The 26713-nt window shown below is 60.5% G+C and carries 24 protein-coding genes and 1 pseudogene; 13 read left to right on the top strand and 12 right to left on the bottom strand.

All coding sequences use genetic code 11. The features are described from left to right. Positions 1-165: 165 nt before the first annotated feature. The 4 genes and pseudogenes from argB to coaBC form a co-directional block, all read right to left on the bottom strand. On the bottom strand, positions 166-1071 hold the full coding sequence (gene argB / locus KSS91_RS00125; RefSeq protein WP_015097366.1) for an acetylglutamate kinase: 906 nt from the start codon (positions 1069-1071) through the stop codon (positions 166-168). 17 nt (positions 1072-1088) lie between these two features. Beyond that, a pseudogene (locus KSS91_RS00120) lies at positions 1089-2465 on the bottom strand (phosphomannomutase/phosphoglucomutase); the annotation flags it as partial. A 260-nt stretch (positions 2466-2725) separates the two neighbouring features. Then, entirely contained in the window at positions 2726-3181 is a 456-nt protein-coding gene (gene dut / locus KSS91_RS00115) for a dUTP diphosphatase (protein WP_007975171.1), read from the bottom strand. Between the two features lie 5 nt (positions 3182-3186). Further along, positions 3187-4395 (bottom strand): bifunctional phosphopantothenoylcysteine decarboxylase/phosphopantothenate--cysteine ligase CoaBC, encoded by a 1209-nt coding sequence (gene coaBC, locus KSS91_RS00110; protein WP_015097364.1) that lies wholly within the window; start codon positions 4393-4395, stop codon positions 3187-3189. A 135-nt stretch (positions 4396-4530) separates the two neighbouring features. Here coaBC and radC point away from each other — a divergent pair, with 135 nt between their 5' ends. Further along, the gene (gene radC, locus KSS91_RS00105; protein ID WP_126048292.1) at positions 4531-5205 is read left to right on the top strand and encodes a RadC family protein; all 675 of its coding nucleotides are present in this window, start codon (positions 4531-4533) and stop codon (positions 5203-5205) included. 126 nt (positions 5206-5331) lie between these two features. Here radC and KSS91_RS00100 read toward each other — a convergent pair whose 3' ends face one another. Then, positions 5332-6918: an ABC transporter substrate-binding protein gene (locus tag KSS91_RS00100; RefSeq protein WP_217836710.1), complete on the bottom strand. Its 1587-nt coding sequence runs from the start codon at positions 6916-6918 to the stop codon at positions 5332-5334. 446 nt (positions 6919-7364) lie between these two features. Here KSS91_RS00100 and rpmB point away from each other — a divergent pair, with 446 nt between their 5' ends. Together rpmB and rpmG are read left to right on the top strand one after the other, a co-directional pair. Beyond that, the gene (rpmB, locus tag KSS91_RS00095; protein ID WP_007975166.1) at positions 7365-7598 is read left to right on the top strand and encodes a 50S ribosomal protein L28; all 234 of its coding nucleotides are present in this window, start codon (positions 7365-7367) and stop codon (positions 7596-7598) included. Between the two features lie 11 nt (positions 7599-7609). Then, positions 7610-7765 carry a 50S ribosomal protein L33 gene (rpmG, locus tag KSS91_RS00090; protein WP_003177274.1) on the top strand — a complete coding sequence of 52 codons (156 nt, stop codon included), beginning with the start codon at positions 7610-7612 and terminating at the stop codon, positions 7763-7765. Positions 7766-7973: 208 nt separating this feature from the next. On the opposite strand, the gene KSS91_RS00085 is transcribed toward rpmG, so the two are convergent. Continuing rightward, on the bottom strand, positions 7974-8336 hold the full coding sequence (locus KSS91_RS00085; protein ID WP_095964331.1) for a cupin domain-containing protein: 363 nt from the start codon (positions 8334-8336) through the stop codon (positions 7974-7976). A 235-nt stretch (positions 8337-8571) separates the two neighbouring features. Between KSS91_RS00085 and KSS91_RS00080 the strand changes: the two genes are divergently transcribed. Further along, positions 8572-10065 carry an aldehyde dehydrogenase gene (locus KSS91_RS00080; RefSeq protein ID WP_217836709.1) on the top strand — a complete coding sequence of 498 codons (1494 nt, stop codon included), beginning with the start codon at positions 8572-8574 and terminating at the stop codon, positions 10063-10065. Positions 10066-10247: 182 nt separating this feature from the next. Then, positions 10248-11390 (top strand): MFS transporter, encoded by a 1143-nt coding sequence (locus tag KSS91_RS00075; protein WP_217836708.1) that lies wholly within the window; start codon positions 10248-10250, stop codon positions 11388-11390. Between the two features lie 63 nt (positions 11391-11453). On the opposite strand, the gene KSS91_RS00070 is transcribed toward KSS91_RS00075, so the two are convergent. Further along, the gene (locus KSS91_RS00070) at positions 11454-13028 is read right to left on the bottom strand and encodes a phospholipase D family protein (RefSeq protein ID WP_126048286.1); all 1575 of its coding nucleotides are present in this window, start codon (positions 13026-13028) and stop codon (positions 11454-11456) included. A 60-nt stretch (positions 13029-13088) separates the two neighbouring features. Beyond that, complete coding sequence (locus KSS91_RS00065) at positions 13089-14522, bottom strand: aminotransferase-like domain-containing protein (protein ID WP_217836707.1); 1434 nt, start codon at positions 14520-14522, stop codon at positions 13089-13091. A gap of 179 nt (positions 14523-14701) precedes the next feature. On the opposite strand from KSS91_RS00065, the gene KSS91_RS00060 reads away from it, so the two are divergent. Next, entirely contained in the window at positions 14702-14947 is a 246-nt protein-coding gene (locus KSS91_RS00060; protein WP_015097356.1) for a DUF1127 domain-containing protein, read from the top strand. Positions 14948-15092: 145 nt separating this feature from the next. On the opposite strand, the gene KSS91_RS00055 is transcribed toward KSS91_RS00060, so the two are convergent. Beyond that, the gene (locus KSS91_RS00055; protein WP_217836706.1) at positions 15093-16400 is read right to left on the bottom strand and encodes an NAD(P)/FAD-dependent oxidoreductase; all 1308 of its coding nucleotides are present in this window, start codon (positions 16398-16400) and stop codon (positions 15093-15095) included. 147 nt (positions 16401-16547) lie between these two features. On the opposite strand from KSS91_RS00055, the gene KSS91_RS00050 reads away from it, so the two are divergent. Further along, on the top strand, positions 16548-16901 hold the full coding sequence (locus KSS91_RS00050; RefSeq protein WP_007975156.1) for a YkgJ family cysteine cluster protein: 354 nt from the start codon (positions 16548-16550) through the stop codon (positions 16899-16901). Positions 16902-17036: 135 nt separating this feature from the next. On the opposite strand, the gene KSS91_RS00045 is transcribed toward KSS91_RS00050, so the two are convergent. Next, complete coding sequence (locus KSS91_RS00045; RefSeq protein WP_007975155.1) at positions 17037-17525, bottom strand: Lrp/AsnC ligand binding domain-containing protein; 489 nt, start codon at positions 17523-17525, stop codon at positions 17037-17039. A gap of 157 nt (positions 17526-17682) precedes the next feature. Between KSS91_RS00045 and dadA the strand changes: the two genes are divergently transcribed. From dadA to KSS91_RS00015, 6 genes are all read left to right on the top strand, one after another. Continuing rightward, entirely contained in the window at positions 17683-18987 is a 1305-nt protein-coding gene (dadA, locus tag KSS91_RS00040; RefSeq protein WP_007975154.1) for a D-amino acid dehydrogenase, read from the top strand. Next, positions 18959-19312, top strand: a complete 354-nt coding sequence (locus tag KSS91_RS00035) for a RidA family protein (protein WP_217836705.1) — start codon at positions 18959-18961, stop codon at positions 19310-19312. Before dadA ends, KSS91_RS00035 begins: the two co-directional genes overlap by 29 nt. A gap of 97 nt (positions 19313-19409) precedes the next feature. Next, positions 19410-20483, top strand: a complete 1074-nt coding sequence (gene alr, locus KSS91_RS00030) for an alanine racemase (RefSeq protein WP_217836704.1) — start codon at positions 19410-19412, stop codon at positions 20481-20483. Positions 20484-20611: 128 nt separating this feature from the next. Further along, a complete protein-coding gene (locus tag KSS91_RS00025) occupies positions 20612-21160 on the top strand; it encodes a cupin domain-containing protein (RefSeq protein ID WP_015097353.1) in 549 nt (182 codons plus the stop codon). 182 nt (positions 21161-21342) lie between these two features. Next, positions 21343-21765, top strand: coding sequence for a c-type cytochrome (locus tag KSS91_RS00020; RefSeq protein ID WP_015097352.1), 423 nt, complete (start codon positions 21343-21345; stop codon positions 21763-21765). A 259-nt stretch (positions 21766-22024) separates the two neighbouring features. Beyond that, positions 22025-23947 (top strand): acetyl-CoA hydrolase/transferase C-terminal domain-containing protein, encoded by a 1923-nt coding sequence (locus KSS91_RS00015; protein ID WP_217836703.1) that lies wholly within the window; start codon positions 22025-22027, stop codon positions 23945-23947. Positions 23948-24075: 128 nt separating this feature from the next. Here KSS91_RS00015 and KSS91_RS00010 read toward each other — a convergent pair whose 3' ends face one another. Beyond that, positions 24076-24648, bottom strand: a complete 573-nt coding sequence (locus KSS91_RS00010) for a xanthine phosphoribosyltransferase (RefSeq protein ID WP_007975145.1) — start codon at positions 24646-24648, stop codon at positions 24076-24078. Positions 24649-24703: 55 nt separating this feature from the next. Then, positions 24704-26713 carry a DNA helicase Rep gene (gene rep / locus KSS91_RS00005; protein WP_007975144.1) on the bottom strand — a complete coding sequence of 670 codons (2010 nt, stop codon included), beginning with the start codon at positions 26711-26713 and terminating at the stop codon, positions 24704-24706.

Genomic DNA, 26713 nt, shown 5'->3' with positions numbered 1-26713 from the left:
TCTGCTTTTGTGGGAGCGGGCTTGCTCGCGAAAGCGGTAGGTCATTCAACATTGATGTTGACTGGCACGGCGCCTTCGCGAGCAAGCTCGCTTCCACAGGGAATGCGGCAAAAAAAGACCCCGCTCAGCCAGGCTGAGCGGGGTCTTTTGTTTACGGGCTATCGCTTAAGGACGCTTGCGATTGCTGATCAAGGTGCCCACGCCGGTATCGGTGAAGATTTCCAGCAGGATCGCGTTCGGCACGCGGCCGTCGATGATCAGCGAGCTGCCCACGCCGCCTTGGACCGCTTCCAGTGCGCAACGGATCTTCGGCAGCATGCCGCCGTAGATGGTGCCGTCGGCGATCAGTTCGTCGACCTGTTGAGTCGTCAGACCGGTCAGGACCTTGCCCGACTTGTCCATCAGGCCGGCGATGTTGGTCAGCAGCATCAGCTTCTCTGCTTTCAACGCTTCGGCGACTTTACCGGCCACCAGGTCGGCGTTGATGTTGTACGACTCACCGTTGGCGCCGACGCCGATTGGCGCGATAACCGGGATGAAATCGCCTTTGACCAGCAGGTTCAGCAAATCGGTATTGATCCCGACCACTTCGCCCACATGGCCGATGTCGATGATTTCCGGGGTGGTCATCTCCGGGGTCTGACGGGTGACGGTGAGCTTCTTCGCACGAATCAGCTCGGCGTCTTTACCGGTCAGGCCGATGGCGCTGCCACCGTGGCGGTTGATCAGGTTGACGATGTCCTTGTTGACCTGGCCGCCGAGGACCATTTCCACCACGTCCATGGTCGCGGCGTCGGTGACGCGCATGCCGTCGACGAAATGACTCTCGATCGACAGGCGCTTGAGCAGGTCACCGATTTGCGGGCCGCCGCCGTGAACCACCACCGGGTTGATGCCCACGGCCTTCATCAGCACGATGTCGCGGGCGAAGCCGGTTTTCAGCTCCTCGCTTTCCATCGCGTTGCCGCCGTATTTGATCACCAGTGTCTTGCCGACGTATCGGCGGATATAAGGCAACGCTTCGGACAGGACCTTGGCGGTGTTGGCGGCGGCTTCGCGTTCGAGGGTCATTCAGGGCTCCGGGTGAATCAGAACGGTAGTTGGAGATCAGGTGCAACGCGCTTCAACTGGACTTTGAAAACGTCCTTGATGCGCTGCAATTCAGCCTCGTCATCGGCCTCGAAACGCAGCACCAGCACCGGTGTGGTGTTGGATGCGCGTACCAGGCCCCAGCCTTTGGCGTAGTCGACTCGCACGCCGTCAATGGTGGTCAGGTCGGCGCCTGGGCCCCACTGTGCGTCGTGCAGTGCATCAATGATGCTGAATTTGCTCTCTTCGGTCACATGGATATTGATTTCCGGCGTAGAAATATCGTTCGGGAAGGTCGCGAACAGCTCTTGCGCCGAGGATTTTTCCTTGCTGAGGATCTCCAGCAACCGCGCGGCGCTGTAAATGCCGTCGTCGAAACCGAACCAGCGCTCCTTGAAGAAGATGTGCCCGCTCATTTCGCCGGCCAGCAACGCGCCGGATTGTTTCATTTTCTTTTTGATCAACGAGTGACCGGTCTTCCACATTAACGACCGGCCGCCGTATTCCTTGATCAGCGGAATCAGGCGACGGGTGCATTTGACGTCGAAAATGATCTCGGCGCCCGGGTTGCGCGCCACGACGTCGCGGGCGAACAGCATCAGCAGACGGTCCGGATAGACGATACTGCCGGTGTTGGTCACCACGCCGACGCGGTCGCCGTCGCCGTCGAAGGCCAGGCCGATGTCAGCGTTGGTTTCCTTGACCTTGGCGATCAGGTCGACGAGGTTTTCAGGCTTGCCCGGGTCCGGGTGGTGGTTCGGGAAGTTGCCGTCGACTTCGCAGAACAGCGGGATGACTTCGCAGTTCAGTGCTTCGATCAGCTGCGGGGCAATCACGCCGGCCGCGCCGTTGCCGCAATCGACGACCACTTTCAGGCGACGGGCCAGCTTGATGTCCTGGACGATTTCGGTGGAGTAGCGGTCGAGGATTTCGACCTGGGTGATGCTGCCCTGGCCACTGCTCAGGTTATTGGTCTTGAGGCGGTCGTGCAGGGCCTGGATCTGTTCGTTGGCCAGGGTGTCGCCGGCGATGACGATCTTGAAGCCGTTGTAGTTCGACGGGTTGTGGCTGCCGGTCAGCATCACACCGGATTTGCCGGCCAGCACGTTGGCGGCGTAGTACAGCGCCGGCGTCGGGACCAGGCCGACATCGCTGACGTGGCAGCCGCTATCGGCGATGCCTTTGATCAATTGTGCGACCAACTCCGGGCCGGACAAGCGACCATCGCGACCGACGGACACATTTGGCTCGCCCTGGGCCAGGCTTTGGGAGCCGACGGCGCGGCCAATCCAGTAAGCGGTCTCGGCGTTCAGGAATTCCGGGACGGTGCCGCGGATGTCGTAGGCGCGGAAGATGCTGTCAGGGAACTTGGGTGCAATTTTGGCCGGGGTGTTCATCTGTGGAAGTGCTCCATCTCGAAAGTGGCTGGACAGGCCGCCGAGTCATTCGGCGACAGGTTCAATCTGAAGGGTATGACGGCGTTTTCCACAGAGAGTTCGTGGTGTGAAAGGGCCATGACGCCCCTGACGGCAAGGGCTTGGCCGGGCAATGCCTTGATTTTCGGTGCTAAACGTTACAGATGACAATTTGAATTTAGTGGCGAGAGAGCTTGCTCCCTCGCCACGATGGATCTCTATCAACGGGTACCGGTATGGCCGAAACCGCCAGTGCCGCGCTCGGTTTCAACAAACTCTTCAACCATCTCGAAGTGAGCCTGTACCACCGGCACCAGAACCAGTTGCGCCAGGCGCTCGCCGACCGGCATGGTGAATTCGGTCTGGCCACGGTTCCAGCAGGAGACCATCAGCGGGCCCTGGTAATCGGAGTCGATCAGGCCGACCAGATTGCCCAGCACGATGCCGTGCTTATGGCCCATCCCCGAGCGCGGCAGAATCAGCGCCGCCAGGTTCGGGTCGCCGATATAGACCGACAGGCCGGTAGGGATCAGCACGGTTTCACCCGGCTTGATCACGGTGTCCTGCTCCAGCATGGCGCGCAGGTCGAGGCCGGCGGAGCCCGGTGTGGCGTATTGCGGCAGCGGGAATTCGGTACCGATGCGGGGGTCGAGGATCTTGGCTTGCAAAGCGTGCATGTAAATTAAACCTGGTTCAGACGTTCGGCGATAAAGGTGATCAGCTGGCGAGCAATCTTGCTCTTGCTGGTCTGGGCGAAAAGAGTGGCGTGAAGCTCGCGATCGATGACGCTGCAGGCGTTTTCTTCGCTGTTGAAGCCAATGCTCGGGTTGGCGACGTCGTTGGCGACGATCAAATCGAGGTTCTTGTCTTTCAACTTGCGCGCAGCGTAATCGAGCAGGTGTTCGGTCTCGGCGGCGAAACCGACACTGAACGGGCGGTCGGGGCGGGTGGCGATGGTGGCCAGGATGTCCGGATTACGCACCATTTGTAGCAACAAGCCGTCGCCGTTCGTAGGATCTTTCTTGAGTTTCTGTGGGGCGACGACTTCGGGGCGGTAGTCCGCGACGGCTGCCGAAGCGATGAACAGGTCGCAAGGGATGGCTGCTTCGCAGGCGGCGAGCATGTCGCGGGCACTGACCACGTCGATGCGAGTGGCGCGATCCGGGGTCGGCAGATGCACGGGGCCGGTGATCAGGGTCACGCGGGCACCGGCTTCCACGGCGGCTTCGGCCAGGGCGAAGCCCATTTTCCCGGAGCTGTGGTTGGTGATGTAGCGCACCGGGTCGATGTTTTCCTGAGTCGGGCCGGCTGTGATCAGCACGTGTTTGCCGGTCAGGGCCTGACGCTGGAAGCAGTCTGCCGCGCACTGGGCCAGCTCAAGGGCTTCGAGCATGCGCCCCAGGCCGACGTCGCCGCAGGCCTGGCTGCCGGAGGCTGGGCCGAAGACCTTGATGTCGCGGCTTTCGAGGGTTTGCAGGTTGGCCTGGGTCGCCGGATCGCGCCACATGGCCTGGTTCATGGCCGGGGCAACGGCGACCACCGCGTCGGTGGCCAGCACCAGCGTGGTCAGCAGGTCATCGGCAATGCCCTGGGCCAGGCGGGCAATCAGATCCGCCGTGGCGGGGGCGATCAGCACCAGGTCGGCCCATTTCGCCAGTTCGATGTGGCCCATGGCTGCTTCGGCCGCCGGGTCCAGCAGGTCCAGGTGGACCGGGTGCCCGGACAGGGCCTGCATGGTCAGCGGGGTGATGAACTCTGCGCCGCCACGGGTCATGACCACGCGCACTTCGGCGCCCTGGTCGATCAGGCGGCGAACCAGGTCGGCGCTCTTGTAGGCAGCGATACCGCCGCCGACGCCCAGAACAATGCGTTTCCGATACAGCCGCTGCATAGGCCTGCCTTTCAATTCGTTGGTGACATACGTGGCGAAACCCCCTCCCCAGGGTGAATTCGCCCGCAAAAAAGATGGGCTACGATATCACAGCGACCGCTACGGAACAGCGGCGCCCATAGACAGGGAGGTGTTATGAGTATTCGCGATTGGCCGGCGGCAGAGCGGCCGCGGGAGAGGCTGCTTGAACAGGGCTCGGGAAGCCTTTCGGACGCCGAATTGCTGGCGATATTTTTACGGACAGGCGTGGTCGGTAAAAGCGCCGTGGATTTGGCCCGACACCTGTTGAATCAGTTTGGCAGCCTGCGTTTGCTGCTTGAGGCCGATCAGGAAACGTTCAGCAAGGAGTTGGGGCTGGGGCCGGCGAAATTTGCACAGTTGCAGGCTGCGCAAGAAATGAGCAGGCGCCATCTGGCCGAACGGGCGCGTCAAAAATCGGCATTGGAGAATCCGCAGGCGGTTCGCGAGTACCTGAAATCAATGCTGCGCCATGAGCCGCATGAGGTGTTTGGTTGCCTGTTTCTCGATTCCAGGCATCAGGTACTGGCGTTTGAGACGCTGTTTCGCGGCTCCATTGACAACACCAGCGTTCATCCGCGAGAGGTGGTCAAACGCGCCTTGGCCAACAACGCAGCGGCATTGATCCTCTGCCACAACCATCCTTCGGGCAACAGTGACCCCAGTCAGTCCGACCGGGTGCTGACCAAGCGTCTGCAAAAGGCGCTGGAGTTGATTGATGTGCGGGTGCTCGACCATTTCATCATTGGCGATGGCGATCCGCTGTCGATGGCTGAGTATGGGTGGATGTAGGGCGCGGCCCCCTGTAGGAGCGAGCTTGCTCGCGATAAACCCGAGAACGCTGCGGGGTGTCTGGCTTCCCGCGTTATCGTTGACGACCATCGCGAGCAAGCTCGCTCCTACAGGCTCCTATGTCGATTATTTGAGGCTGACCTTGGAGTAATCCTGCCGCCCGAACGGGCTGACCGAATACCCCTCGACATCCTTGCGCGTCAGCGCGAAGGCCGTCGGGTGGGCCAGGGGCAACCACAGCGCCTGTTGCTGGATCTGCGTCTGCGCCTGTTCGTAGAGCTTGGTGCGCACGCCTTGCTCGCCGGTGGTCTTGCCGGCGCTGATCAGCTTGTCCAGGTCCGCATTGCAGTAGCGGGCGAAGTTGGTGCCGGACTTGACCGCGGCGCAGGAAAACTGCGGCGTGAGGAAGTTGTCCGGATCGCCGTTGTCACCGGCCCAGCCCATGAACAGCAAGTCGTGTTCACCGGCCTTGGCGCGGCGGATCAGCTCGCCCCATTCGATCACCCGGATTTCGGCCTGAATGCCGATTTCCGCCAGGTCGGATTGCAGCAGTTGAGCGCCGAGGCTCGGGTTGGGGTTCAGGAGGCTGCCGGAAGGGCGGGTCCAGATGGTGGTCTGGAAGCCTTCCTTGAGCCCGGCCTTGGCCATCAGCGCCTTGGCCTTCTCGACGTCATGCGGATACCCCGGAAGGCTTTTCGCATAGCTCCAGGTGTTCGGCGGATACGGACCATTGGCCGCTTCGGCGGTGTCTTCGAACACGGCTTTGATGTAATTGGCCTTGTCGAAGGCAAGGTTGATGGCCTGACGCACTTCTGGCCTGTCCAGCGGTGGGTGCTGACTGTTGATGCCGACGAACGCGGTCATGAACGCGTCAGTCTTTTCGACTTTCAGGGTCGGCTCTTTCAGCGCTTCCTGTACGTCCAGAGGCTTGGGCGACAGGGCGATCTGGCATTCATTGCGACGCAATTTCTGCAAGCGGACGTTGGCGTCCGGTGTGATGGCAAAGATCAGCGGATCGACAGAGGGTTTGCCGGCGAAGTAGTCGGGGTTGGCTTTATAGCGAACCGAAGCATCCTTCTGGAAGCGCGTGAATACGAACGGACCCGTGCCGATCGGCTGGCTGTTGAGTTTTTCAGGCGTGCCGGCCTTCATCAGCTTGTCCGCGTACTCGGCCGAATAGATCGAGGCGAAGCCCATGCTCAGGGTCGCCAGGAAGGTCGAATCCGCGTGGTCGAGGGTGAAGCGCACGGTCTGCGGGTCGAGGGCGTCGATTTTCTTGATCAGCGCCGGCAACTGCATCGATTGCGCATGCGGGAAGCCGCTCTGGGCGACTTTGTGCCACGCATTGGCCGGGTCGAGCATGCGGTCGAAGCTGAAAATCACGTCTTCGGCATTCAGGTCGCGCGTTGGGGTGAAGTACTCGGTGCGATGGAATTTTACTTGCGGGTGCAACTTGAAGACGTAGATCAGGCCGTCGGGGCTGACTTCCCAGCTGTCGGCGAGACTGGCGACCACTTTGCCACTGGCCGTGTCGAAATCCACCAGGCGGTTCATCAGCACGTCGGCCGAGGCGTTGGTGGTGGTCAACGAGTTGTACTGCACCACATCGAACCCTTCAGGGCTTGCCTCGGTGCAGACGCTCAGGGCGGCGGCAAAGGCTTGTGGGCTCAGCAGAAGCGGGGCGAGCAACAGCGGTAGGGCAGCGAGGCGCATGGTCGGCTTCCTTTACAGATCGAAGGCCCATCTGCAAGTGCAGTCTGGAAAAGTCTTACCCTAGTGGGCTCTTTTGCAAATGACTATCCCCTTTTTCATTTTGAGAGGACTATAGGCGACTGATTTTGCTGTGCAGCGGTTGAGAAACCCCCTTGGTTGGCCCAATGCCCGATTCTCTGCGACGAGCGGTCGCCATCGACGATAGCCTTTGTCCAAAGCGCTCGGAGCCCGGAAAATGGGGATTTTGTGAATTCAACGCACACTGAATGTTGTTGCTCTTCAGTCTTTCTGGTATAAAGCAGCGCTCTTTTCTAGGGGCCCGGTTCCTTCACTGTAGGTGTAGCCGGTAAGACCTCTAAAGAAACGCGGCGCCTGGCGCCAAATGACTGAGAGATTAAGCGGCCAACCCATGCCGGGTTGGGCATGTGGTTTTAGAGGGCTGAGGCATGTCTAGAGTATGTCAAGTTACCGGTAAGGGTCCGGTAACCGGGAATAACATTTCCCACGCAAACAACAAAACCCGTCGTCGTTTCCTGCCGAACCTGCAGCATCACCGCTTCTGGGTTGAAGAAGAGAAACGTTTTGTGCGTCTGCGCGTATCTGCCAAAGGCATGCGTATCATCGACAAGCGTGGCATCACTGTCGTGCTGGCCGAACTTCGCCGCGATGGCAAGGTTTAAGGGAGCTAATCATGCGTGAATTGATTCGTTTGATTTCGAGCGCCGGTACTGGTCACTTCTACACTACCGACAAGAACAAGCGTACTACCCCGGACAAAATCGAGATCAAGAAATATGATCCGGTTGTTCGCAAGCACGTGATCTACAAAGAAGGCAAAATCAAGTAATTGATTTTTCTCTCTTACGAAAAAGGCCCGTATCGCGAGATACGGGCCTTTTTTGTTGTCTGTGGGTTATGCAGTGCCTGTCAGGGCCCCTTCGCGAGCAAGCCCGCTCCCACATTCGAGCTTCGGTGAACACCACATTTGTGTCCGGCGCCAACCAAGTGTGGGAGCGGGCTTGCTCGCGAAGGGGCCAGCCCTGACAACGCAGTCTTCAAGCCTTCTGTTCAAACGCTACGTAGATCTTGCGGCACGGCTCCAGCACCTCCCAGGTGCCGCGAAATCCTGCCGGAATCACGAAGCGGTCGCCTGCACGCAGGGTCTTGGCATTGCCGTCGCTGTCACGCAGCACCGAAACCCCTTGCAGGATCTCGCAGTACTCGTGCTCGGTGAAATTCACCGTCCACTGTCCGACTTCGCCTTCCCACACGCCAGCATTCAACTGACCACAAGGACTGTTGTAGTGGTTGTACACCGCTTGTTCCGGGTCGCCCTTGAGCACTTTGGCCGGATCCGGGCGGTAGCGCTCGGCGGCGGTGGTGGCCTGGCTGAAGTCGACGACGTTCTGGATGTTCATTGTTGTTATCTCCCCGTGATTGCGGCGCGGTTGGTTGATGTGCCCAAAGTCTATGTTTATTAAAATGAACATCGCAAGGCCGTTTGCCGGCGTTATGTCAAATATATTGAAACTTCATGTGCGGCTGGTTTAGGGTGGTGGATGCCTTGGGCCGAAAAGCAGGCTGGCCGGGCAGAATTCCTGACAGCGCCCGCGAAGAACGCGGGTGTCGTATCAATAAGAGGAGGACACTCGCATGACCACCCTGACCCGTGCCGACTGGGAACAACGTGCCCGCGATCTGAAAATCGAAGGCCGCGCCTATATCAATGGCGAATACACCGACGCCGTTTCCGCCGAGACCTTCGAGTGCATCAGCCCGGTCGATGGCCGTCTGCTGGGCAGGATTGCCAGCTGTGACGCCGCCGATGCCCAGCGCGCCGTGGAAAACGCCCGCGCCACGTTCAATTCCGGTGTCTGGTCGCGCCTGGCGCCGACCAAGCGCAAAGCCACCATAATCCGTTTCGCCGGCCTGCTCAAACAGCACGCCGAAGAGCTTGCGCTGCTAGAAACCCTGGACATGGGCAAGCCAATCAGCGACTCCCTGTACATCGACGTCCCTGGCGCGGCGCAAGCCCTGAGCTGGAGCGGCGAAGCCATCGACAAGATCTACGACGAAGTAGCCGCCACCCCGCATGATCAGTTGGGTCTGGTAACTCGTGAGCCGGTCGGTGTGGTCGGGGCCATCGTGCCGTGGAACTTCCCGCTGATGATGGCGTGCTGGAAACTGGGTCCGGCGCTGTCCACCGGTAACTCGGTGATCCTCAAGCCGTCGGAAAAATCGCCACTGACTGCCATCCGCATTGCAGCTCTGGCTGTCGAAGCCGGGATTCCGAAAGGCGTGCTGAACGTGCTGCCAGGTTACGGCCACACCGTCGGCAAGGCTCTGGCACTGCATAACGACGTCGACACCCTGGTGTTCACCGGCTCTACCAAAATCGCCAAGCAACTGCTGATCTACTCCGGCGAGTCGAACATGAAGCGCGTCTGGCTCGAGGCCGGCGGCAAGAGCCCGAACATCGTCTTCGCCGATGCGCCGAACCTGCAGGAAGCTGCCGAAGCCGCTGCTGGCGCCATCGCCTTCAACCAGGGCGAAGTCTGCACCGCCGGTTCGCGTCTGCTGGTGGAGCGTTCGATCAAGGATAAATTCCTGCCACTGGTGATCGAGGCGCTGAAAACCTGGAAGCCGGGCAACCCGCTGGATCCGGCGACCAATGTTGGCGCGCTGGTCGATACCCAGCAGATGAACACCGTGCTGTCCTACATCGAGTCCGGCCATGCCGACGGCGCCAAACTGGTGGCCGGTGGCAAGCGTACCCTCCAGGAAACTGGCGGCACTTACGTTGAGCCGACGATTTTCGACGGCGTGAGCAATGCGATGAAAATCGCCCAGGAAGAAATCTTCGGCCCGGTACTGTCGGTCATCGCATTCGACAGCGCCGAAGAGGCCATCGCGATCGCCAACGACACGCCGTACGGTCTGGCCGCTGCGGTCTGGACTGCCGACATTTCCAAGGCTCACCTCACCGCCCGCGCACTGCGTGCCGGTAGCGTGTGGGTCAACCAGTACGATGGCGGCGACATGACCGCTCCGTTCGGTGGCTTCAAGCAGTCCGGCAACGGTCGCGACAAGTCCCTGCACGCGTTCGACAAGTACACCGAGCTGAAGGCGACCTGGATCAAGCTTTAAGCTCGTGAGGGAGGCAGCAGGCCTCCCGAACGACGCAGATCCCTTGTGGGAGCGGGCTTGCTCGCGAAGGCGGTGTATCAGCCAACATTGATGTTGGATGTGATGGCCTCTTCGCGAGCAAGCCCGCTCCCACATTTGTTTTGTGTGTCCTGAAGAAAAATCAATCCACAGGAGCGTGGAACATGCGTTGGGCGACTTATTTCGCCGTCTTGGCATCTGTCCTGAGTGTCGGCCTGGCCCTGGGCGTCAGCATGCCGCTGGTGTCGTTTCGCCTGGAGAGCTGGGGCTACGGCTCGTTTGCCATTGGCGTCATGGCCGCGATGCCGGCCATTGGCGTCTTGTTGGGGGCGAAAATCTCCAGCCATCTGGCGGCACGATTCGGCACCGCCAATCTGATGCGCCTGTGCCTGTGGGCCGGGGCGGTTTCGATCGGATTGCTGGCGCTGTTGCCGAGTTATCCGGTCTGGTTGGTGCTGCGGTTGATGATAGGGGTGATCCTGACCCTCGTATTCATTATCGGTGAAAGCTGGATCAATCAATTGGTGGTCGAGGAGTGGCGCGGGCGGCTGGTGGCGCTGTATGGCAGCAGCTATGCGCTGAGTCAGCTGGCAGGCCCGGTGTTGCTGGGGTTTCTCGGTACCGAACACGATTATGGCTTTTGGGTGGGTGTCGGTTTGCTGATGGCGGCTCCGTTCCTGTTGCTGGGCCGCAGTGGTGCACCGAGCAGCGAAGCCAGCAGCGTGACCTTGAGTGATTTGCTCGCTTTCTGTCGTGGCCTGCCGGCGATTGCCTGGGCGGTGTCGCTGTTCGCTGCGTTCGAGGCGATGATTCTGACCCTGCTGCCGGTCTATTGCCTGCGCCAGGGTTTCACCACGGAGATCGCGCTGGCGATGGTCAGTACGGTGGTGGTCGGCGATGCGGTGCTGCAGTTGCCGATTGGTGCGTTGGCCGATCGCTTGTCGCGCCGGGCGTTGTTTACCGGCTGCGCAGTCATCTTGCTGGTGTCTAGCCTGGCGATTCCGATGCTGATCGATACGCTGCTGATCTGGCCGCTGTGGGTCCTGTTTGGCGCCAGTGCCGGCGGCTTGTTCACCTTGTCGCTGATCCTCATCGGCGAGCGTTATCGCGACGATGCGCTGGTGCGGGCCAACGCGCACATCGCTCAGTTGTGGGGCATCGGTTGTCTGATCGGGCCGCTGTTGGCGGGCGCCGGCAGCCAGTGGATCAGCGGCCATGCGTTACCGTTGCTGATGGCGGTCGGGGCCTTGGGCGTTTTGATTGTGGTGTCGCGGCAAGGGGCGTTTGGTGCTGCGCAACCGGCATAGCTCAAAAGATCAAAAGATCGCAGCCTTCGGCAGCTCCTACAGGGCTGCGATCTTTTGAGGGAGCTACAACATCCGCTCCAGCCCAACCATGTTGCTCAGCCACGCATTGAAACGACGCCACCAGCTCCCTGGCTCCTTGGTCAGGGTGTGCATTTTTCCGTCGTCTTCCGTGCTCCAGACAATCTGACCGTTTTCCAGCTCCACTTGATAGCTCAGGGCTGGCGCCATGCCCTGCAGCGCCAGTTCGCGGACCCGTGCAGCCAATTCCGGGCTGTCCACCAACACGCCGACCTCGGTGTTCCACAGCACTGAGCGCGGATCGAAATTGAACGAGCCGATAAAGGATTTTTGCTGGTCGAAGATCATCGCTTTGCTGTGCAGGCTGGAATCAGAGCCGCGATAGGAACTGCTGGAAAACAGATGCGGCCCGCTACCGCTGCCGCCTCCCTCGCCGGGTTGGCGACGCAATTCGTACAGCTTCACGCCGTGTTCCAGCAATGCCCTGCGATAGGGCGCATAACCACCGTGAACCGCGGGCACGTCCGTGGCTTCCAGTGAATTGGTCAGCAACCTCACCGAAACGCCGGCATCGGCGCGCCCGGTCAGGTACACGAGCCCCGGTTGGCCGGGTACAAAGTAGGCCGAGACCATGATCAGCTCTTTGCGGACGCCGTCGAGTTCAGGCGCCAATTGTGTGGTCAGCAGCAACTGCGGGTCGGGCTCGCCCTTGGCCAGTACCTTGCTCGGCGCATCCCACAATGCCTGGTTCCAGGCCCAGATCAGTTCGCGGCGCCAGATGTCCAGGCGCGGATGGGTGGTGAAGGTCATCAAGTGTTTGTAGAGTGCGTGATCCTGCCTGCGGGTTTCCGCAAGGGACTCTTCCAGTCGGGCGCGGGTGTTTTCCAGGTCGCGCAGGGTGGGTTTGCTCGACAGGAATTCGTCGATCGGCTTGCTCAGGGCGCTGTTCCAGTATTGGTCGAAACTGTGCCCGAGTTGCTCGGCAACCGGGCCGACACCGAGCAAGTCGATGTCGGTGAAATTCATGTTGGGCTCGGCATCGTAGTACTCATCCCCCAGATTTCGCCCGCCGACGATGGCCATGCTGCTGTCCGCCAGCCACAACTTGTTATGCATGCGTCGATGCTGTTGCGACAGGTTGAGCAGCCGGCCTACGGTACGTGTCACCCCCGTACTGCGGCCCAGGTTCAGCGGATTGAACACGCGGATCTGGATTTGCGGGTGCGCGGCGAGGGTGGCAATGACGCGGTCCAGGCCGTCGCTGGTCATGTCATCAAGCAGTACCCGCACCCGCACGCCCCGGTCGGCGGCCTTGAGCAATTCCTCGATCAACATGCGCGTGCTGATGCCGTCGTGGACGATGTAATACTGCAAATCGAGGCTGCTTTGGGCATTGCGGATCAATTCGGCACGGGCGGTGAAGGCCTCGGTGCTGTCCGATAGCAGGCGGAAACCCGATTGTCCCTTGTAAGGCGCGGCCTGTGCCTGGACCGAGCGGCCGAATGCGGAGTCTGAAGCCGGCAGCGCCTGGCTCGGTACACGCTGTACATCGAGGCTGGCGCAACCGCCCAGGAACGAGGCGAGTAGCACAAGAGCAAGCAGGGGCTGTCTGACTCTCACGTAGGGGCGTTCCGTTTGGCGGCATAGTCAGGCATATGGACGCTGAATCCAGAATAAAAGTCAGTCGCTGAGCTGATCGGTTTCCGCCAGCAGTTTGATCGCTGTCGCACCGACCTTGCGCACCGCCTCTTCGATCTGCGGTGTTGGCTTGGCAGCGTAGTTCATGCGCAGGCAATTGCGGTACTTGCCCGAGGCGGAAAAAATACTGCCCACTGCAATCTGTACGCCCTGGTCGTGCAAGGCGCGATTCAGTTTCAGGGTGTCGAAGCCTTCCGGCAGTTCGACCCACAGCATGAAGCTGCCTTGTGGGCGACTGGCACGGGTGCCGGCCGGGAAATAGCGGGTCACCCAATCGATCATCATGTCGCGATTGCGCTGGTATTGCGTGCGCATCCGCCGCAAATGCGGTTCGAAATGGCCGCCCTTGAGAAATTCGGCAATGGCGATCTGCGGTTGCGGCGCGGTGGAGCCGGTGCTGATGTATTTCATGTGCAGCACCCGTTCCAGATAGCGGCCGGGCGCGACCCAGCCGATGCGCAGGCCCGGTGCCAGGGTCTTGGAAAACGAACTGCACAACATGACGCGACCGTCCTCGTCGAAGGACTTGATCGTGCGCGGGCGTGGATAGGTGTAGGCCAGTTCGCCATACACATCGTCCTCGATGATCGCCACGTCATAGCGCTGGGCAAGCGTCAACAGCGAGCGTTTGCGCGACTCCGGCATGATGTAGCCCAAAGGATTGTTGCAGTTGGGGGTCAACTGTATGACCTTGATCGGCCACTGCTCCAGGGCCAGCTCCAGCGCTTCGAGGCTGATGCCGGTCAACGGATCGGTGGGGATTTCCAGAGCCTTCATGCCCAGGCCCTTGAGGGTCTGCATCGCACCGTGAAAACTCGGCGAGTCCACCGCCACAATGTCTCCCGGTTCGCAGATCGCGCGAATGCTGGTGGACAGCGCTTCGTGGCAACCGGTGGTTACTACCAGGTCGCTGGCACCCAACTGGCAGCCGGAATCGAGCATCAGGCGGGCGATTTGTTCGCGCAGTTCGAGGTTGCCGTGGATGTTGTCGTAATACAGACCGGGCATGTCCTGCCGCCGGCTGATCCGTGCCAGGTCGCGCAACAGTGGCTTCATGGTTGGACTGGTGATGTCCGGCATGCCGCGGCCCAGTTGCACCACGTCTTTGCGCGGCACGGCGCGAATCAACTCCAGCACCTGATCCCATTGGGAGATGTCCACCGGCCGTTGGGCCGGGCGACCGACTGCCGGCAAATCCGGCAGTTCGCGGCTGGCCGGGACAAAGTACCCGGACTTGGGACGTGGCATGGCCAGCCCGCTATCTTCCAGTACCCGATAGGCCTGCTGCACCGTGCTCAGGCTGACGCCGTGCTCGACGCTCAGCGCCCGTACCGAGGGCAGCCGGTCACCGGGGCGATAGAAGCCCTGTTCGATACGCGTGCCGAGCAATTCGGCCAGGTTGACGTAAAGGGTCATGGTGCAGCCTCGATAGGGATGATTCGGTTAACCAGTACAGATCAGACGAAAAAACGGGATTCAGTGGCGGAATCGGCAAAACTGTATGGAGTTAATACAGTTGCTTTGAATCTGTAATGCTTTTTCCCGCCCGCGCATCATGGAACCTCTGGCTACCCAAGTAAACAGGAGCATCCAAGATGAACGGTTTGAGCGATGTGCGGCTGACATTACACAGTCAGGAACTGGCGACAGGGCAGAACAACGGCGCGCGGGAGGCGGGCATGCACAATGCGTCGTCCGGCCTGAGTCGTTGGGATCAGTTCTGGCGTCGGCTGCACACGCGCAAGGCGTTGCTGGCGCTGACACCGGATCAGCTCAAGGATATCGGGCTGACGCGGGAGCAGGCGTTGGAGGAGGGGCTGAAGCCTTTCTGGCGGATCTGAATGTTGCAGTTTTCTTCAGGGCCTCATCGCGGGCAAGCCCGCTCCCACAAGGACCGGCGGTGAGCGCAAATTTTGTGAACACCATCATTTACCCAGTGGGAGCGGGCTTGCCCGCGAAGGCGTTAGAGCTGACACCGACAATCCTTCAGACCAACTCTTTGAGCCGATGCCACAACATCCCCAACGCCAGCAACGGTGAGCGCAAATGCTTGCCGCCGGGGAAGGTGATGTGCGGCACCCTGGCGAACAGATCGAAGCCGCCGCTGTGCTGGCCGCTGATGGCTTCGGCCAGCAGTTTGCCGGCCAGGTGCGTGGCATTCACGCCATGACCTGAATAGGCCTGGGCGTAATACACGTTCGGCTGGTCCTTGAGCCGCCCGATCTGCGGCAGGCGGTTGGCGCCGATGCCGATCATGCCGCCCCATTGATAGTCGATCTTCACACCAGACAGTTGCGGAAAGACTTCGAGCATTTTCGGACGCATGTACGCGGCGATGTCTTTCGGGTCGCGGCCGGAGTAATGGCAAGCGCCGCCAAACAGCAGGCGCCGGTCCGCCGAGAGCCGGTAGTAGTCCAGCGCCACCCGTTGGTCACAGACCGCCATGTTCTGCGGCAGCAGGGCGTGGGCCTGTTCTTCGCCCAGTGGTTCGGTGGCGATGATGTAGCTGCCGGCGGGCAGGACTTTACCGCTGAGTTCCGGGTTGAGGTTGTTGAGGTAGGCGTTGCAGCCCAGCACCAGGGTCTTGGCTCGCACCGAGCCCTCGGCGGTATGGGCCTTGACCTCGGGGCCATAGTCGATGCGGGTCACGGCCGACTGCTCGAACAGTCGGACCCCCAGTCGTTGCGCAGCCGCCGCTTCGCCCAAGGCCAGGTTCAGTGGATGCAGGTGCCCCGAGCCCATATCGATCAGGCCACCGACGTACCGTGTGGAGCCGACCACGGTGTGCATCTCATTGGCTTGCAGCAAACGGGTCTCGTAGCGATACCCGAGGCTGCGCAGTTCTTCGGCATCCTCGGCGAACCCTTCAAGGTCACGGGGCTTGTTGGCGAGGTCGCAGTAACCCCAGGTCAGGTCGCAGGGGATCTGGAAGCGCTCGACCCGTTGCCGGACGATTTCCACGGCTTCCAGGCCCATGAGTTTCATTTGCCGCACGCCATCGGCACCGATGACGTTGGCGAACTGATCGAGGCCGTGGCCGACGCCGCGAATCAGTTGCCCGCCATTGCGTCCACTGGCGCCCCAACCGATTCTGTGGGCTTCAAGCAACACCACGCTGAGGCCGCGTTCGGCCAGCTCAAGCGCCGTGTTCAACCCCGAAAAACCGCCGCCCACCACGCAGACATCGGCCCGCACTTCGCCTTTGAGCACCGGAAGTTCGGGCTGCGGCAGGCTGGTGGCGGCGTAGTAGGACGCGGTGTGGTTCAGAGCAGGCTGTTGAGCACGGGGGGTCATGTGCGTGTTCCTGATTCTTGCGTTTAGAAAATTTGACGGAGCATATGCCGGACCTTCCCGGACGGGCAACATTGGTCGGCTGGTACTGTCTGGATCGGGGATTTTGCGTCAGAATCGCGCTCTATTCCGCTTTGGGTCACCGCTGCAATGAGCTGCAACAGCCAGACAATCCGCACATTGCGCCAACAGATTCCTTCGTTCGAGTGCGTGCCCGGCTGCCATGACTGCTGCGGGCCGGTGACCACCTCGCCGGAAGAAATGTCGCGCCTGCCGCGCAAGACGCGCGCCGAGCAGGATGCCGCCATGGAAGAGCTCAACTGTGTGCATCTGGGGCCCAATGGCTGCACTGTGTATGACGAACGGCCGCTGATCTGCCGGTTGTTCGGCACCACCAAGACCTTGCCATGCCCCAATGGGCGCGGGCCAGTGGAGTTGATTCATCCGCGGGTGGAGAAGCAGGTGTTCGAGTACATGGCCAGCACCCGGCAAGTGCTGGTCTAGATAGACCGAGTCGCTGCCTTCGCGAGCAAGCCCGCTCTCACATTGGATCTTCAGTGGCCACAGATTTGTGTACGGCTGCGATCAACTGTGGGAGCGGGCTTGCTCGCGAAAGCGGCTGAACAGACTCCGCCAATCTCAATCCGGAATCGGCAGGGTCAAACTCTCCTTCACCTCTTCCATCACGATATAGCTCTTGGACTCCCGCACATGGGGCAGCTTGAGCAGGATGTCGCCCAGCAATTTGCGGTACGAGGCCATCTCGGAAATCCGCGCCTTCACCAGGTAGTCGAAATCCCCTGACACCAGATGGCACTCCAGTACATGGGGCAATTTCAGCACCGCGCGTCGGAACTCTTCGAAAGTGTCGCCGGATTTGTAATCCAGGCTGATCTCGACGAACACCAGCAGACTACCCTTCAGATGTTGCGGGTTTAGCCTGGCGTTGTAGCCCATGATGATCCCCTCGCGCTCCAGTCGCCGGACCCGCTCAGTACAGGGCGTGGTCGAGAGCCCGACCTTTTCCCCAAGCTCGGTAAAGGAAATCCGCCCGTCCGCTTGCAGGATCCGCAGGATGTTGCGGTCGATCTTGTCCAGCTCACGTTTAGTCTGAGTGTTGGTCCGCATAGGGGATGCGCCTCCGTGAAAAGGGTTTTTGCCGAGAATTGTCGCCAAATATAGGCGCTTATATAGTGAAAAGCACTGGCAAATCTTTTTTACACTGCGCGCATCTAAAGCTCTGAACAACAAACGTCAGCGGTTAGCCGCGATGAGGGATATGAAAATGCGCGTCATGGTCTTGGGCAGCGGCGTCATCGGTACCACCAGTGCTTATTATCTGGCCCGTGCCGGGTTTGAAGTGGTGGTCGTCGACCGGCAGCCGGCTGCTGCCATGGAGACCAGTTTCGCCAACGCCGGGCAGGTCTCGCCGGGTTATGCCTCGCCGTGGGCTGCACCGGGTGTGCCGCTCAAGGCCATCAAGTGGCTGTTGCAGCGCCACGCGCCCCTGGCAATCAAGGCCACTGCCGACATCGACCAGTACCTGTGGATGGCACAGATGCTGCGCAACTGCACCGCCAGCCGTTATGCGGTGAACAAGGAGCGCATGGTCCGTCTGTCCGAGTACAGCCGTGACTGCCTCGATGAACTGCGCGCTGAAACCGGCATCGCCTACGAAGGCCGCAGCCTTGGTACGACCCAACTGTTCCGCACCCAGGCCCAGCTGGACGGCGCTGCGAAAGACATCGCGGTGCTGAAAGAGTCCGGCGTGCCGTTCGAACTGCTCGACCGCGAAGGCATCGCTCGCGTTGAACCGGCGCTGGCCAGCGTGACTGACATCCTCGCCGGTGCCCTGCGCCTGCCGAACGACCAGACTGGCGACTGCCAGATGTTCACCACCAAGCTCGCAGAAATGGCCGCGAACCTCGGCGTGCAATTCCGCTTCGGCCAGGACATTCAGCGCCTGGACTTCGCCGGTGACCGCATCAATGGCGTGTGGATCGACGGCAAGCTGGAAACTGCCGACCGCTACGTGCTTGCTCTCGGCAGCTACTCGCCACAACTGCTCAAGCCGCTGGGGATCAAGGCGCCGGTGTACCCGCTCAAGGGCTACTCCCTGACTGTGCCGATCACCAACTCGGCGATGGCCCCGACCTCGACCATTCTCGACGAGACCTACAAGGTCGCGATCACCCGTTTCGACAACCGCATCCGCGTCGGCGGCATGGCCGAGATTGCCGGTTTTGACCTGTCGCTGAACCCGCGTCGCCGGGAAACCCTGGAGATGATCGTCAACGATCTTTATCCTCAGGGCGGCGATCTGGCCCAGGCCAGCTTCTGGACCGGCCTGCGTCCGACCACCCCGGACGGCACCCCGATTGTCGGTGCCACTCCGTTCAAGAACCTGTTCCTCAACACCGGTCACGGCACGCTCGGCTGGACCATGGCCTGTGGCTCCGGCCGTTTGCTGGCTGACCTGATGGCGAAGAAAAAGCCGCAGATCAGCGCCGAAGGCCTCGATATTTCCCGTTATGGCAACAAAACCCAGGAGTCTGCAAAACATGTCAGTCCAGCGCCAGCTCACCAATGAGCGCATGAGTCAGATCGTCACCCATAACGGCACGGTTTACCTGGCCGGACAGGTAGGCGACGACATGAACGCCGGGATTAAACAGCAGACCCGTGAAACCCTCGCCAACATCGAGCGTTTGCTCGATCTGGCCGGCACCGACAAGCACAACCTGCTGTCGGTGACGATTTACCTGAAAGACATCGATGCGCATTTCGAAGGCATGAACGCGGTGTGGGACAACTGGCTGCCAAAAGGCGTCGCCCCGGCCCGTGCCACCGTTGAAGCGAAATTGTGCGAACCGGAAATCCTGGTCGAGCTGTCAGTTGTAGCCGCTCTGCCATAAGCTTTCAGACAGATCCCTCTCCCGGTGCTGTTGGCGGTTCACGCTGTCAGCCAGCGCCGGTTTTTCTTCCCGATAACCCGACCAGAAGTCTGCCGCCATGCGCCCTGCCCGTGCCCTGATCGACCTTCAAGCCCTGCGCAACAACTACCGAATCGCCCGTGAACTCACGGGGGCCAAGGCCCTCGCGGTGATCAAGGCCGATGCCTATGGCCATGGCGCGGTGCGTTGCGCCCAGGCGCTGGAAGCCGAGGCGGACGGGTTTGCCGTGGCCTGCATCGAAGAGGCGCTGGAACTGCGGGCGGCGGGCATTCGTGCACCGGTCCTGCTGCTGGAAGGTTTTTTCGAAGCCGATGAGCTGGCGCTGATCGTCGAGCATGATTTCTGGTGCGTGGTGCATTCGCTGTGGCAACTCGAAGCCATCGAGAAAGCGGCGTTGAGCAAGCCGATCACCGTGTGGCTGAAACTCGATTCGGGCATGCACCGCGTGGGGCTGCATCCGGCGGATTATCAGGCGGCCTACCAACGGCTGCTGGCCAGCGGCAAGGTCGCGAAAGTAGTGCTGATGAGCCACTTTGCGCGTGCCGATGAACTGCACGAACAAGCCAGTGCCGATCAGGTGGCGGTATTTGAAGCGGCGCGCAAGGGCTTGTCCGCCGAGGTCAGCCTGCGCAACTCGCCGGCGGTGCTCGGTTGGCCGCAGATTCCGAGCGATTGGGTGCGTCCCGGCATCATGCTCTATGGCGCCACGCCGTTCGAAGAGGCCAACGAAGTTGCCTCACGCTTGCAACCCGTGATGACCCTGGAATCGAAAGTCATCAGTGTCCGCGAACTGCCGGCTGGCGAGCCAGTCGGTTACGGCGCCAGATTCGTCACGCCCAAACCGATGCGCATTGGTGTGGTGGCCATGGGTTACGCCGACGGTTACCCGCGTCTGGCACCGACCGGCACCCCGGTGCTGGTTGCCGGGCAGCGCAGCCAGTTGATCGGCCGGGTGTCAATGGACATGCTCTGCATCGACCTGACCGATGTTCCGCAGGCCGGTCTCGGTTCGACCGTGGAGTTGTGGGGCAAAAACATCCTTGCCAGCGATGTAGCCATGGCAGCCGGGACGATTCCTTACCAGATTTTCTGCAACCTGCGCCGTGTGCCACTGCTCTATTCCGGGGCTTAGTGCGCAAGGCTCCAGACCGGAAGTCGCCTCGCTGAGCAGGATTCAGGTCAAGGTGTTGTAAATACTGAACGCTGTCGCCATGATAACGTCCACTATTCCAACAATTTTGAATCCTGGAGGCGCAAGCTTTGGACGTCGGTGAACGACTGCAATCCATCCGTAGGCTCAAAGGCCTTTCCCAGCGTGAGCTCGCCAAACGGGCGGGCGTCACCAACAGCACCATTTCGATGATCGAAAAGAACAGCGTGAGCCCTTCGATCAGTTCGTTGCGCAAGGTGTTGGGCGGGATTCCCATGTCCATGGTCGAGTTCTTTTCCGAAGAAATCCTGCAGGAAAAGCCGAGCCAGATCGTCTACAAGGCCAACGAGCTGATCGATATTTCCGATGGTGCCGTGACCATGAAACTGGTCGGCCGGGCCCACCCGAGCCGGGCTATCGCGTTCCTCAATGAAATCTATCCGCCAGGTGCCGACACCGGTGAGGAGATGCTCACCCATGAGGGCGAGGAAACCGGCATCCTGGTCGAAGGCAAACTGGAGCTGGTGGTCGGTCTCGAAACTTTTGTCCTCGAAGCCGGTGATAGCTACTACTTTGAAAGTACCAAGCCACACCGTTTCCGGAATCCGTTCGATGCGCCTGCGCGACTAATCAGCGCAGCCACACCGGCGAATTTCTAAGAAAAGAGGCGTCCTGCCAGCATTGCAGAGGCGCCCGGGCCGTTTTTCCGCCGCCGCCTAAGACCCTTGCGACTTTGGGGTTGTTTCAGTGCGACGGGCTTACCGCTATACTTGCGCCCGCCTGCGAACCGTGGCCGTAGGCGTGACTAGCCACCATTGAGGGTGAACGCGTGAACCTAATTATGAAAATGCTGGCTGCACCAGCAACCGTATTGGCCCTATGGGCTGTCAGTGTCAGCGCTCAGGCTGCGACCAACGACGATATCGCCAAACGCCTTGAGCCAGTCGGCCAGGTCTGTGTTCAGGGTAAAGAGTGCAAGGGCATGGAAGTGGCCGCTTCCGCCGGCGGCGGTGGTGGTGCAAAAACCCCGGATGAAGTGATTGCAAAACATTGCAACGCTTGCCACGGTTCAGGCCTGTTGGGCGCACCGAAAGTCGGTGATGCTGCCGCTTGGGGCGAGCGCGCCAAGAAAGAAGGTGGTATTGACGGTCTGCTTGCCAAAGCGATCTCCGGTATCAACGCGATGCCGCCAAAAGGCACCTGCGCCGATTGCGCAGACGCCGAACTCAAAGGCGCCATCCAGAAGATGTCCGGCTTGAAATAAGCGCCAGATCTTCCGCAAAAAACCGTCTTCGGACGGTTTTTTTGTGCCCCCATTCCCTGTAGGAGCGAGCTTGCTCGCGATGAATTCGAAGGCGCCGTGGGGTGTCAGGCTCGCCGCGTTATCGTTGACGACCATCGCGAGCGAGCTCGCTCCTACAAGGTATTTGTGTCGGGCGGTTGGCCGATACAGGCTGTTCATTGCAGCAAAGACCCGGCAATCTCGGTCCAAACCCAAGTCATGGAACGTGAGGGAGGATCCGATGGTTCAGCTGTGCTCTATCGAACAGGCAGTCGATGACGTCCTGGCAAGGTTGCCGGCGCATATCCACATGGGCTTGCCTCTGGGGTTGGGTAAACCCAATCACTTCGTCAACGCGTTGTATCGACGAATCGCACAGTTGCCCGAGCGGCGGCTGACGATCTACACCGCGTTGTGCCTGGGCCGCCCGCCCTTGGGCGACGGATTGCAAAAGCGCTTCCTCGAGCCCTTTATCGAACGGGTTTTCGGCGATTATCCGGAGCTGGATTTCCTCGCCGACCTGCGTCGCGATCAACTCCCGGGCAACATCCACATCCAGCAGTTTTTCATGCAGCCCGGCAGCCTGCTCAACAGTGCCACGGCGCAGCAGGATTACGTCAGCAGCAACTACAGCCATGCGGCGCGGGACATCAATGCCGCCGGGCTGAACCTGGTGGCGCAACTGGTGGCCAGCCATGCCGAGCATCCCGACCGCTTGAGCCTGAGCTGCAACCCCGACATCACCCTCGACCTGTTGCCGATGATCGCCAAGCGCCGCACCGCCGGAGAAACCATCCTGATGGTCGGCCAGGTGCACGACGATCTGCCTTACATGCCCGGCGATGCGGAACTGGGCATCGACACCTTTGACCTGCTGATCGATGAGAAAGACCACACCACGCTGTTTTCCACGCCGAACATGCCGGTGGGGTGTCAGGACCATTTCATCGGCTTGCATGCCAGCACCCTGGTGCGTGACGGCGGTACGTTGCAGATCGGCATCGGCGCCATGGGCGATGCGCTAACGGCGGCGCTGCTGGCGCGGCAAGCGGACAACGACGCTTACAAGGCGTTGCTGGCCGACGTAAACCTCAGCCACTGGGCGCAACTGATCGAGCGCGAGGGCGGCGCCGATCCCTTCGCCAAAGGCCTGTATGGCTGTAGCGAAATGTTCGTCAATGGCTTGTTGGTACTGGCTGATGCCGGGATCGTGCGGCGCAAGGTTTATCCGGACCTGGCGACCCAACAGCAGGCGAATGCCGGCACCCTCGACGAGGCTGCGCAAACCGATGGCGTCTCGGTGCACGGTGGTTTCTTCCTCGGTCCGCGCAGCTACTACGAACGCCTGCGCGAGTTGCCACAAAACAAGCGGCTCGAATTCAACATGACCCGCATCAGCTACATCAATGAGCTTTACGGGCAGGAAGAACTCAAGCGCTTGCAGCGCCTGGATGCGCGGTTCATCAACACCGCGTTCACCGTGACCTTGCTCGGTGCCGCGGTGGCGGATCAGCTCGAGGACGGACGTGTGCTCAGCGGCGTAGGCGGGCAATACAACTTCGTGGCTCAGGGTCATGCACTGCAGGGCGCGCGCTCGGTGCTGCTGCTGCGCAGCTGGCGTGAGTCTGGCGGTGACGTCAGCTCAAACATCGTCTGGGAGTATGGCCACTGCACGATTCCCCGGCACTTGCGGGACATGGTGGTCACCGAATATGGCATCGCCGATCTTCGTGGCAAAACCGATGCTGCAGTGATCGAGGCCTTGCTCAATATCAGCGACTCGCGTTTTCAGTCGGGGTTGATTGAACAGGCGCAGAAGGTCGGCAAATTGCCCAAGGACTTCTGTCTCGATCCGCGCTTTACCGATAACAGTCCGCAGCGGTTGCAGGAGATCCAGGCGCGGCATCCGCTGCTTTTTCCAGAGTATCCACTGGGCTGTGATTTCACCGAGATCGAGCAAGATGTATTGCGGGCACTGAACTGGCTCAAGAGCAAGTTCAAGCTGAGCGAGGTGCTGGAGTTGGGCAAGGCAGCGCTGGATGCGCCGCAAGCAACAGCGTTCCCGGAGCATCTGGAGCGCATGCAGCTGGCCAGCCCGGAGGGGCTGAAGGAGGAGTTGTATCAGCGGTTGCTGCTCACCGGCCTGAAAGCCACCGCGCAATAACAACCCGTGCATAACAAATGTGGGAGCGGGCTTGCTCGCGAAGGCGGTGTATCAGTCAAAAACCAGTCGACTGACACACCGCCTTCGCGAGCAAGCCCGCTCCCACAGGGGAATTGCGGTGTGGCGGCTTACTCGATAAAGGTCACGACACCATCGGCCAGCGACTTCACGCGAGCCAACGACTCCACGCGATAACCCTGCGAATCCAGCTCCGCACGGCCGCCCTGGAACGACTTCTCGATCACGATGCCCAGGCCAGCCACGGTCGCACCGGCCTGTTTGATGATCGAAATCAGCGCCTGGGACGCCTTACCGTTGGCCAAAAAGTCATCGATGATCAGCACGCGGTCGCTGCTGGTCAGGTGGCGCGGGGAGATGGCCACAGTGCTTTCGGTCTGCTTGGTGAACGAGTACACGGTCGCCGACAGCAGGTTTTCGGTGAGGGTCAGGGACTGGTGCTTGCGGGCGAAGATCACCGGCACGCCGAGGTTCAGACCGGTCATGATCGCCGGGGCGATGCCCGAGGCTTCGATGGTGACGATCTTGGTGATGCCCGAGTCCTTGAACAGCGTGGCGAATTCGTCGCCGATCAGCTTCATCAGGGCCGGGTCGATCTGGTGGTTCAAAAAGGCGTCGACTTTCAGGACCTGGTCGGAAAGCACAATGCCTTGTTCGCGAATTTTCTGGTGCAGGGCTTCCATGAAGCTGTCCTCTTTTGGCGCCTGTGCGCCGAAGGTCATATAAAAGTGGTCAATTCTAGCGCTTTAACATCGCGCGTATATCTGCCAATGCGTTGTTGCCCCGCACGGCTTTGACTTCGGTCGGTGTGTCGTCGTTGCCTTCCCAGGCCAGATCGTCCGGCGGCAGCTCATCGAGGAAGCGGCTCGGCGCGCAATCGATGATCTCGCCGTACTGCTTGCGCTTGGCGGCGAAGGTGAAGGCCAGGGTCTGGCGCGCGCGGGTAATGCCAACGTAGGCCAGGCGACGTTCTTCTTCGATGGTGTCGGCTTCGATGCTGGAACGGTGCGGGAGGATTTCCTCCTCCATGCCCATGATGAACACATAGGGGAATTCCAGGCCCTTGGACGCATGCAAGGTCATCATCTGCACGCCTTCGGCGCCGTCTTCCTCTTCCTGCTGACGCTCGAGCATGTCACGCAGGACGAGTTTGCCGATGGCGTCCTCGACGGTCATTTCGCCTTCTTCGTCTTTTTCCAGGGTGTTCTTCAGCGCCTCGATCAGGAACCAGACGTTACCCATGCGGTAATCGGCGGCCTTGTCGCTGGAGCTGTTGGTGCGCAGCCAGTTCTCGTAGTCGATGTCCATGACCATGCTGCGCAGAGCCGAGATCGGGTCTTCGCCGGCGCACTGCTCGCGCACCCTGTCCATGAAGCGCTTGAAGCGCGACAGGCGATCGGTGAAGCGGCTGTCCAGATGCTCGCCCAGGCCGATTTCGTCGGTGGCGGCGTACATCGAGATCTTGCGCTCGGTGGCGTAGTTACCGAGCTTCTCCAGCGTGGTCGAACCGATCTCGCGGCGCGGCACGTTGATCACCCGCAGGAAGGCGTTGTCGTCATCCGGGTTCACGATCAGGCGGAAGTAGGCCATCAGGTCTTTCACTTCCTGACGGCCAAAAAAGCTGTTGCCGCCGGACAGGCGATACGGCACCTGGTGGTGCTGCAATTTCAGCTCGATCAGCTTGGCCTGGTAGTTGCCGCGATACAGGATCGCGAAATCGCTGTACGGCCGGTCGGTGCGCAAGTGCAGGCTGAGGATTTCCATGGCCACACGCTCGGCCTCGGCGTCCTCGTTGCGGCAGCGGATCACGCGGATCTCGTCGCCGTGACCCATTTCACTCCACAGCTGTTTTTCGAATTCGTGGGGGTTGTTCGAGATCAGCACGTTGGCACAGCGCAGGATGCGGCTGGTGGAGCGGTAGTTCTGCTCCAGCATCACCACTTTCAAGGACGGGTAGTCCTCCTTGAGCAGCATCAGGTTTTCCGGGCGGGCACCGCGCCAGGCGTAGATCGACTGGTCATCGTCGCCCACCACGGTGAACTGGTTCCGTTTGCCGATGAGCATTTTCACCAGCAAATACTGGCTGGCGTTGGTGTCCTGGTATTCGTCCACCAGCAGGTAGCGCACCTTGTTCTGCCACTTTTCCAGGATGTCGGCGTGTTCTTCGAACAGCTTCACCGGCAGCAGGATCAGGTCGTCGAAGTCCACTGCGTTGAACGCCTTGAGCGTGCGCTGGTAGTGGGTGTAGACGATGGCGGCGGTCTGCTCCTTGGGATTGCGTGCGTTTTCCAGGGCCTGGGCCGGCAGGATCAGGTCGTTTTTCCAGGCGCCGATCATGTTCTTGATCTCGTCGACACCGTCGTCGCCCGAGTATTCCTTCTGCATGATGTCGGTCATCAGGGCTTTGACGTCAGTCTCGTCGAAGATCGAGAAGCCCGGTTTGTAGCCCAGCCGCACGTGTTCCTTGCGGATGATGTTCAGGCCCAGGTTGTGGAAGGTGCAGACCGTCAGCCCGCGACCTTCACCGGCACGCAGCAGGGTGCCGACCCGTTCCTTCATCTCGCGGGCAGCCTTGTTGGTAAAGGTCATGGCGACGATGTACTGGGCGCGGATGCCGCAGTTCTGGATCAGGTGCGCGATTTTGCGCGTGATCACACTGGTCTTGCCGGAGCCTGCACCGGCGAGCACCAAAAGAGGGCCGCCGACGTAGCTCACGGCTTCTTGCTGCCGGGGATTGAGTCGGGACAT

It is taken from the genome of Pseudomonas azerbaijanorientalis (genome assembly GCF_019139795.1).
Taxonomy (GTDB): domain Bacteria; phylum Pseudomonadota; class Gammaproteobacteria; order Pseudomonadales; family Pseudomonadaceae; genus Aquipseudomonas; species Aquipseudomonas laurylsulfatiphila.
Note: the sequence above shows the minus strand (reverse complement) of the source record. Positions and strands in the feature narration are given on the sequence as shown.

Excerpts from the sequence above, each read along its gene's own strand:
- coaBC (WP_015097364.1), bottom strand. The coding sequence starts at position 4,395 with ATGCAGCGGCTGTATCGGAAACGCATTGTTCTGGGCGTCGGCGGCGGT.
- KSS91_RS00035 (WP_217836705.1), top strand. The coding sequence starts at position 18,959 with ATGTCAGTCCAGCGCCAGCTCACCAATGAGCGCATGAGTCAGATCGTC.
- radC (WP_126048292.1), top strand. The coding sequence starts at position 4,531 with ATGAGTATTCGCGATTGGCCGGCGGCAGAGCGGCCGCGGGAGAGGCTG.
- rpmB (WP_007975166.1), top strand. The coding sequence starts at position 7,365 with ATGTCTAGAGTATGTCAAGTTACCGGTAAGGGTCCGGTAACCGGGAAT.
- KSS91_RS00075 (WP_217836708.1), top strand. The coding sequence starts at position 10,248 with ATGCGTTGGGCGACTTATTTCGCCGTCTTGGCATCTGTCCTGAGTGTC.
- argB (WP_015097366.1), bottom strand. The coding sequence starts at position 1,071 with ATGACCCTCGAACGCGAAGCCGCCGCCAACACCGCCAAGGTCCTGTCC.
- KSS91_RS00045 (WP_007975155.1), bottom strand. The coding sequence starts at position 17,525 with ATGCGGACCAACACTCAGACTAAACGTGAGCTGGACAAGATCGACCGC.
- KSS91_RS00065 (WP_217836707.1), bottom strand. The coding sequence starts at position 14,522 with ATGACCCTTTACGTCAACCTGGCCGAATTGCTCGGCACGCGTATCGAA.
- KSS91_RS00015 (WP_217836703.1), top strand. The coding sequence starts at position 22,025 with ATGGTTCAGCTGTGCTCTATCGAACAGGCAGTCGATGACGTCCTGGCA.
- KSS91_RS00055 (WP_217836706.1), bottom strand. The coding sequence starts at position 16,400 with ATGACCCCCCGTGCTCAACAGCCTGCTCTGAACCACACCGCGTCCTAC.
- KSS91_RS00060 (WP_015097356.1), top strand. The coding sequence starts at position 14,702 with ATGAACGGTTTGAGCGATGTGCGGCTGACATTACACAGTCAGGAACTG.
- KSS91_RS00010 (WP_007975145.1), bottom strand. The coding sequence starts at position 24,648 with ATGGAAGCCCTGCACCAGAAAATTCGCGAACAAGGCATTGTGCTTTCC.
- KSS91_RS00020 (WP_015097352.1), top strand. The coding sequence starts at position 21,343 with ATGAAAATGCTGGCTGCACCAGCAACCGTATTGGCCCTATGGGCTGTC.
- dadA (WP_007975154.1), top strand. The coding sequence starts at position 17,683 with ATGCGCGTCATGGTCTTGGGCAGCGGCGTCATCGGTACCACCAGTGCT.
- dut (WP_007975171.1), bottom strand. The coding sequence starts at position 3,181 with ATGCACGCTTTGCAAGCCAAGATCCTCGACCCCCGCATCGGTACCGAA.
- KSS91_RS00050 (WP_007975156.1), top strand. The coding sequence starts at position 16,548 with ATGAGCTGCAACAGCCAGACAATCCGCACATTGCGCCAACAGATTCCT.
- rpmG (WP_003177274.1), top strand. The coding sequence starts at position 7,610 with ATGCGTGAATTGATTCGTTTGATTTCGAGCGCCGGTACTGGTCACTTC.
- KSS91_RS00100 (WP_217836710.1), bottom strand. The coding sequence starts at position 6,918 with ATGCGCCTCGCTGCCCTACCGCTGTTGCTCGCCCCGCTTCTGCTGAGC.
- rep (WP_007975144.1), bottom strand. The coding sequence starts at position 26,713 with ATGTCCCGACTCAATCCCCGGCAGCAAGAAGCCGTGAGCTACGTCGGC.
- KSS91_RS00085 (WP_095964331.1), bottom strand. The coding sequence starts at position 8,336 with ATGAACATCCAGAACGTCGTCGACTTCAGCCAGGCCACCACCGCCGCC.
- KSS91_RS00080 (WP_217836709.1), top strand. The coding sequence starts at position 8,572 with ATGACCACCCTGACCCGTGCCGACTGGGAACAACGTGCCCGCGATCTG.
- alr (WP_217836704.1), top strand. The coding sequence starts at position 19,410 with ATGCGCCCTGCCCGTGCCCTGATCGACCTTCAAGCCCTGCGCAACAAC.